At 40.7% G+C, this 6,248-nt stretch carries 5 protein-coding genes and 5 tRNA genes; 3 read left to right on the top strand and 7 right to left on the bottom strand.

What is annotated here, in order from left to right; all coding sequences use genetic code 11:
* Positions 1-261 precede the first annotated feature (261 nt).
* Positions 262-335, top strand: a tRNA-Pro gene (locus AB1721_03340).
* 91 nt (positions 336-426) lie between these two features.
* Positions 427-498: transfer RNA gene (locus AB1721_03335), tRNA-Arg, on the top strand.
* Positions 499-536: 38 nt separating this feature from the next.
* Here the strand turns inward: AB1721_03335 and AB1721_03330 are convergent.
* The 4 genes from AB1721_03330 to AB1721_03315 all read right to left on the bottom strand — a co-directional run bounded on the left by AB1721_03330 (position 537) and on the right by AB1721_03315 (position 1,806).
* Positions 537-611: transfer RNA gene (locus tag AB1721_03330), tRNA-Ile, on the bottom strand.
* A 100-nt stretch (positions 612-711) separates the two neighbouring features.
* A complete protein-coding gene (locus AB1721_03325; protein ID MEW5805722.1) occupies positions 712-1,062 on the bottom strand; it encodes a hypothetical protein in 351 nt (116 codons plus the stop codon).
* 2 nt (positions 1,063-1,064) lie between these two features.
* The gene (gene pilO, locus AB1721_03320) at positions 1,065-1,610 is read right to left on the bottom strand and encodes a type 4a pilus biogenesis protein PilO (GenBank protein MEW5805721.1); all 546 of its coding nucleotides are present in this window, start codon (positions 1,608-1,610) and stop codon (positions 1,065-1,067) included.
* Positions 1,611-1,720: 110 nt separating this feature from the next.
* Positions 1,721-1,806: transfer RNA gene (locus AB1721_03315), tRNA-Leu, on the bottom strand.
* Between the two features lie 95 nt (positions 1,807-1,901).
* On the opposite strand from AB1721_03315, the gene AB1721_03310 reads away from it, so the two are divergent.
* Positions 1,902-2,945 carry a ParB/RepB/Spo0J family partition protein gene (locus AB1721_03310; protein ID MEW5805720.1) on the top strand — a complete coding sequence of 348 codons (1,044 nt, stop codon included), beginning with the start codon at positions 1,902-1,904 and terminating at the stop codon, positions 2,943-2,945.
* 7 nt (positions 2,946-2,952) lie between these two features.
* On the opposite strand, the gene topA is transcribed toward AB1721_03310, so the two are convergent.
* The 3 genes from topA to AB1721_03295 form a co-directional block, all read right to left on the bottom strand.
* Positions 2,953-5,010 carry a type I DNA topoisomerase gene (gene topA, locus AB1721_03305; protein ID MEW5805719.1) on the bottom strand — a complete coding sequence of 686 codons (2,058 nt, stop codon included), beginning with the start codon at positions 5,008-5,010 and terminating at the stop codon, positions 2,953-2,955.
* A gap of 114 nt (positions 5,011-5,124) precedes the next feature.
* A complete protein-coding gene (gene dprA, locus AB1721_03300) occupies positions 5,125-5,991 on the bottom strand; it encodes a DNA-processing protein DprA (protein ID MEW5805718.1) in 867 nt (288 codons plus the stop codon).
* Between the two features lie 6 nt (positions 5,992-5,997).
* Positions 5,998-6,069 (bottom strand) — tRNA-Ile (locus tag AB1721_03295).
* Between the last annotated feature and the right edge of the window lie 179 nt (positions 6,070-6,248).

Genomic DNA, 6,248 nt, shown 5'->3' with positions numbered 1-6,248 from the left:
TTAAGATAAAGATAATTTTTTTCTTTATCAAACACGGCAAAACCAAACGAATCATAGCCCCGATATTCAAGCTTTTTCAAGCCCTTAATCACTATTGGCAAAGCTTGGTTTTTGCCCAGATAACCAACGATTCCGCACATATTGTCTATTATATCAGAGTATCAAAGTATTTTTTATTTATGAAAAAATGGTAAAATTAAGTTTCAGCGGGCTGTAGTGTAATGGCAACACGAGTCTTTCTTGCCCGCCAATCGCCTGCGCCGGGGTATAGTGTAATGGCAGCACGAGTCCTTTGGGAGGATTTAGTCCCAGTTCAAATCTGGGTACCCCGACCAGATTAAACCCAAATTCCAACAATCTAATTTTAAGATTTAATAAATGCTGCCGGGATTAATTATTATTTCTCAACCCAAAATGAGTTCTTTGCCCCTCGTAGTTCAATGGACAGAATAGGAGCCTTCTAAGCTCTAGATCGAGGTTCGATTCCTCGCGAGGGGACAAGCGTAAAACCCCGATTGTTATCGGGGTTTTTAGTTTGGTGGGCGACGAAGGAGTCGAACCTTCCACCTCTTCTTTATCAGAGAAGCGTTCTACCGCTGAACTAGCCGCCCAAGCTTTATTTGGACGAGCCTCGCCTAAGGAAAGTAATCTCTCCTTGGACGGGCCACCCGGGTAGATTTTCATTTTATTTTAAAAAACTGCAAAAATCAATTATTGTCCCAGACTAGGGCTTGGGAGAATCAATTCTTCTGTTCCGGTTGCCCCTTCTGTTTCTGCTGGTTTTTCCGCTTCAGCCTGATTAAGGGCATCTAGGTTTTCTAAATAAAATTTAATTTTGCTGATTTGTTTGGCTCGGACTAAATCAAACTTGACATCTGGTTCAGAAACAAAAACCTCGTCAACAAAAAGCCCTTTTAGCAGCCCACTGATAAAAATCAGCCCATAAACAACCAAAGCCAGCAAAGCCAAGCCAAGCGAAACAGCGGCAATTTCATAACCATAACCTTTTTTCTTTTCAATTGCCAATTTAAACCCGCCGATTTTTTTAGAAAACAAAGCCATAATTATCTCATATAAATTTTCCCCGTGCTGTTAAACTGGTAACTGCCGTCTTTTCTGGCTATCTCAATATAACCAAACTGGATGAATGGCGGCAAAGCCTCCAGGTCTTTTAAATACTTGGCAAAAGACGAAATCGGCCCGTTCAAAACCAGATTAAAACCGATATTGCCGACGGCGCCAGATTCCGGCCGGTATTCCTGGCCAAAAGAAAAAGATTGCTGAAGCGAGTTTTTCTGGGCAACTTCTTGAATCTTAACAACGCTTTTTAAAACCCCTTGTTTTGCCGGCAAAACCTTTTCTAGAATTGCCAATATCGGTTCAGCTTCTTTTTGCTGAATCTTCAAAGCAGAAAAATTAGCAAAAAGCTGCTGGGTTTTAACCACTTCTTGCCTTAAACGAATTAATTCTTGATTAGCGCTTTTAATTTTAAGGTAAAAAAATAAATTTATTCCGAGCAAGAAAACAACTAAAAGGCTGCCAAAAATTATCTGTTTTTTAATATCAGCCTTAAAAGAAAAAGAAGAGAAATTAAACTCTTGATTAGGCATAAGCTTAAACTATTTTAAGTTTTATAAAATTAAAAGTCAAATTTTATGCCAAGATAGATAATCCGGTTCACTAATCAACGATTCTCAAAAAGAGCCGAAAAGTTTTGTCTTGGTGGGCAGGGGGGGAGTTGAACCCCCACGACCTTGCGGTCAATAGATTTTGAGTCTATCGCGTCTGCCATTCCGCCACCTGCCCAATTTTTTCTTTAGCTTACCCGAACCAATTTAATTCTAATATATCTTTTAGCTGTTTAATTGTCAAAGGCACAAGATTGTTTTATGATATTAACTATGGAAGCGCAATCTATTTTTTACATTGAGACAGAAAAAATCAAACCCAATCCGTTCCAACCGCGCCGAGAGTTTGACCCGAATAATTTAGAAGAATTGGCTAACTCAATCAAAGAGTACGGAATTTTAGAGCCGCTTTTGGCAGTCCGGGCAGAAAAATACACTGAATCAGGAACAGAGGTTGAATATCAGCTTTTGGCTGGAGAGCGCCGATTGCGGGCGGCAAAATTAGTTGGCTTAAACACGGTTCCGGTTATCATCAAAGAGAACATTGCTGATCGGGAAAAGCTTGAGATTGCTTTAATCGAAAATCTCCAGCGCGAAGACATTAACAGCATTGAGCGCGCCAAAGCATTTGCCGAACTGGCTGATAAATTTAAACTTTCCCAAAGAGAGATTGCTTTTCGGGTTGGTAAATCGCGGGAGTTTGTTGCCAACACCCTAAGACTGCTTCAGCTTCCCCAAGAAATTCAAAGGGCCTTGGAAAACGGAAAGGTTTCTGAAGGCCATGCCAGAATAATTTTAAGCTTAAATTTGCCTGAACAGCAAAAAGCGCTTTTGGGCCGGATTATTTCTTATAACCTGACTGTCAGGCAAGCCGAGGAATCAGCCAAACAACTTAAAAAACAAGCCCAATATTCTGCTGGCAGTTATGAACAGATTATTCCTAATTTTGACCCGGAGTTGGAAGAATTAGAGAGTCTGCTCGAAGAAACTTTAAAAACCAGAGTAATCTTAAAGAAAAAAGGGCGCAAAGGCATGATTGCGATTAACTTTAATTCCCAAGAAGAGCTGGAAAACATTATTGAAAAAATCATTGGCAGCGAAGCTGGCGCGCCGGAGATAACCGAATTGCAGACCAACAAGAGAAACGAAGCCAATCAAACAAAACCTAGCTTTGAAACAGGGGCTGATTTTTTTAAACCAGCAGGAGCAAATTATCAATCTCTGGAATCAGCCAATCAACCGGAGTCAATTCCAATCCCCCAACCGCCCACGCCGCCTGATTCTCAAATTCAAGAAAATAACTTTTTCCCGGTTTAAAAATTGTTTATTCGTTTACGGGTTTTTTCCAGCTCATAAAATTACACTCCGGCCATCTGGAACAGCCGTAAAAAACTCGCTTTTTCGCTTTAGTCCTGCGGATCACCACTTTGCCGCCGTGCTCTTTGCCGCATTCAGGACACAAAATATCCAACTCTTGATTCTGCTTGGGCAGTTTTTTGATATTAGAACAATCGGGGTAGCGCGAACAGCCAAGAAACTCGCCGTATCGACCGTACTTAACCACCATTGGCGCGCCGCATTTGTCACAAACTTCGTCAGACGGCCGTTCAGTTGCTTCCTGTCGGGAAACTTCTTTTTCCTTTTTTAAAAGATTTTCGTGGAACGACCCGTAAAAATTCTTAACCAGCTTCCGCCAATCACTGCCTTTATTGGCAATTTCATCCAAATCATCCTCAATCCGGGCAGTAAACTTATAATCAACCACTTCTTGAAAATGATTAACCAGCAATTCAGTGACCAAAATTCCCAAGCTGGTTGCTTGCAAAGACCGAGTTTCGGTCCGCTGGACATAATTTCTTAAAAGCAAAGTGCTGATAATAGAGGAGTAAGTTGAGGGCCGGCCAATACCCAGCTGTTCAAGCATCTTAACCAAAGAAGCGTCATTATATCTGGCTGGCGGCTGGGTAAATTTTTCTTCTGAAAGAATTTTTTTAAGCTCTAAAACCTCCTCCTTTTTAAGTTCGGGCAAAAACACTTCTTTAGCACTAGAGTTAGCCACTTTTAAAAACCCGTCAAAAATAATCTGCTGGCCAGTGGTTTTGAGAAAATAACTTTGATCTTGGTATCTTGCTAAGACAATCACGGTTTGCTGGGCAATTTTGGCTTTTCCCATCTGACAGGCAATAAATCGGCTCCAGATTAACTGATAAAGTTTTGCCTGCTTAGAATCATGGCTTTGCTTAAGCTCTTCCGGCAGCAGAAACGGATTAGTCGGCCGAATTGCTTCATGGGCTTCTTGGGCTAACTTGCTTTTGGCTTTATAAAAATTTGGTTTTTCCGGCAGATAATTTTTACCAAACTGATCTTGAATCAACTTTCTCGCCGCATTGATTGATTGTTGAGAGAGATTGACTGAATCAGTTCTCATATAAGTAATCAAACCCTGTTCGTAAAGCTGTTGGGCAATCATCATTGTTTGCTTTGAAGAATAGCGCAGTTTTTGCCAAGCATCCTGCTGAAGCGTACTGGTGGTAAACGGCGGCGAAGGCGACCGGCTGGTCTGTTTTTTTATCAAATCAAAAACTGAAAACTCGGCTTTTTCTAATTCAGAAACAATTGTTTTTGCCTGCTCTGCCGACAGGATTCCCGGATTGGGTATATTCTTTTCATTAATCTTAAAAAGAAAAGCCTCAAAATCATCTTTGCTTTTCAGTTTAGAGACTAAAGCTCTGATGGGGAAATATTGAACCGGTTTAAACTCTTGAATTTCTTTTTCTTTTTCAACCAAAAGCCGCAGGGCCGCAGACTGAACCCGGCCGGCAGACAAACCGTATTTTATTTTTTTCCATAAAAACGGCGACAGCTCATAACCAACCAAGCGGTCAAGCACTCGCCTGGCTTGCTGGGCATTAACCAGATCTAAATTAATTTCTCGGGGATTTTCTAAAGCTTGTTCAATTGCCGGCCTAGTAATCTCATGAAACACAATCCGCTGAATTTTTGGGAATTGAGATTTTAATTTTTGTTTGGAAATTGGAAATTGTCCGCCAAAGGCGGATCCGCTCCTAGCGGAGGAATTGGAAATTCCGAGGCCCAAGGCCTCGGCTAAGTGCCAAGCAATTGCTTCTCCCTCCCTGTCTTCGTCAGTCGCCAAGATTATTGAATCGGCTTTTTTTGCCAGTTGGTTGAGTTTTTTGAGATTTTGTTTAGCTTTGGGAGAAATCACATATTCTGGCTCAAAATTATTGGCAAGATCAACGCCCAACTTGCTTTTAGGCAGATCCCGAACATGTCCATAAGAAGATTCGACTTGGTAATCTTTGCCAAGAAATTTTGAGATTGTTTTTGATTTTGTTGGGGACTCAACAATAACCAGGTCCATAAAAATTCTAAATTCTAATATCTAAATCCTAAACAAATCCCAATAACCAAAATCCAAATATTAAATTTCTAGTTTTAGAAAATTTGTTATTATTTAGAATTTAGGATTTAGCGCTTAGGATTTATTTAATTGGTATTTGCCGTCTAGCCTTCGCTTGACTATACTTTTCAACTCTAAAATTGTCAAGCAAGAGCTCAACTCCTCTGAACCAACTTCAGCTTGTTGAAGAATCTCTTCTATCAATTTCGGTTCTGATAACAGCCGGACAATCTTTTTTTCCATTTCGCCTAAATCTTGATTGATGTTTCGATTTAAGATCCCCTTTTGCAGTTCCAGCAGATGGGAAAATTCTTCCAAAATATCGCCAACAGAACTGACTAATTTTGCTCCTTGCTGAATTAATTTATTTGTTCCTTGTGAATTGACAGAAAAGATCTCGCCGGGCACGGCAAAGACTTCCCGACTTTGCTCCAAAGCCAATCGGGCGGTAATTAAGGTGCCGGATCTTTCTGAAGCTTCAATCACCAAAACCCCATAACTTAAGCCGCTGATAATCCGGTTTCTTCTGGGAAAGTTCTCTGGCAAAGGCGGATAATCTAAGGGGAGTTCAGAGATTAACGCGCCTTGAGTTTCTATCTGTTTAGCCAATCTTTCATTAGTTGACGGACTGACAATGTTTAAACCGCTGCCTAAAACCGCGATTGTTCTTTTACCGCAAGCCAAGGCCTGCTGATGAACTACTGTATCAATACCCAAAGCCAGGCCGCTTACCAAAGTAAATCCGGCTTCAGCTAAATCCCGAGCAAAATATTTAGCCGCCTCAATCCCATAACTGCTTGGCTTTCTTGGGCCGACAACTGAAAAATAAAATTCGTTAGGCAATAGCTCGCCTTTAACAAAAAGCTCTTTGGGCGGATCAAGAATCTCTTTTAAAAGAGAAGGATAAGATTTGTCTGAAAATTTTAATATTTTAGAAAGCATTTAATGTGCGTCCGCTTGGATTTGAACCAAGGACCGTCCGGGTATAAGCCGGATGCTCTACCGCTGAGCTACGGACGCAAAATAAAATTGACCCTTTATAGGTCAATTTTATCATATTTTTGAAATTCTCATCTTCTTTTCGGAGTCCAGAAACCATACCACCATTGAGACGGATTTTGCTTTTTTGCTTGTCCGGCGATTTTACGACTTAGTTCAAAAAACATCATATCTTTATGCTGGTGAGGCGACTTTTTATA

The sequence above is a fragment of the Patescibacteria group bacterium genome (assembly GCA_040753135.1).
Classification (GTDB): domain Bacteria; phylum Patescibacteriota; class Minisyncoccia; order UBA6257; family Brennerbacteraceae; genus JBFMGR01.
Note: the sequence above shows the minus strand (reverse complement) of the source record. Positions and strands in the feature narration are given on the sequence as shown.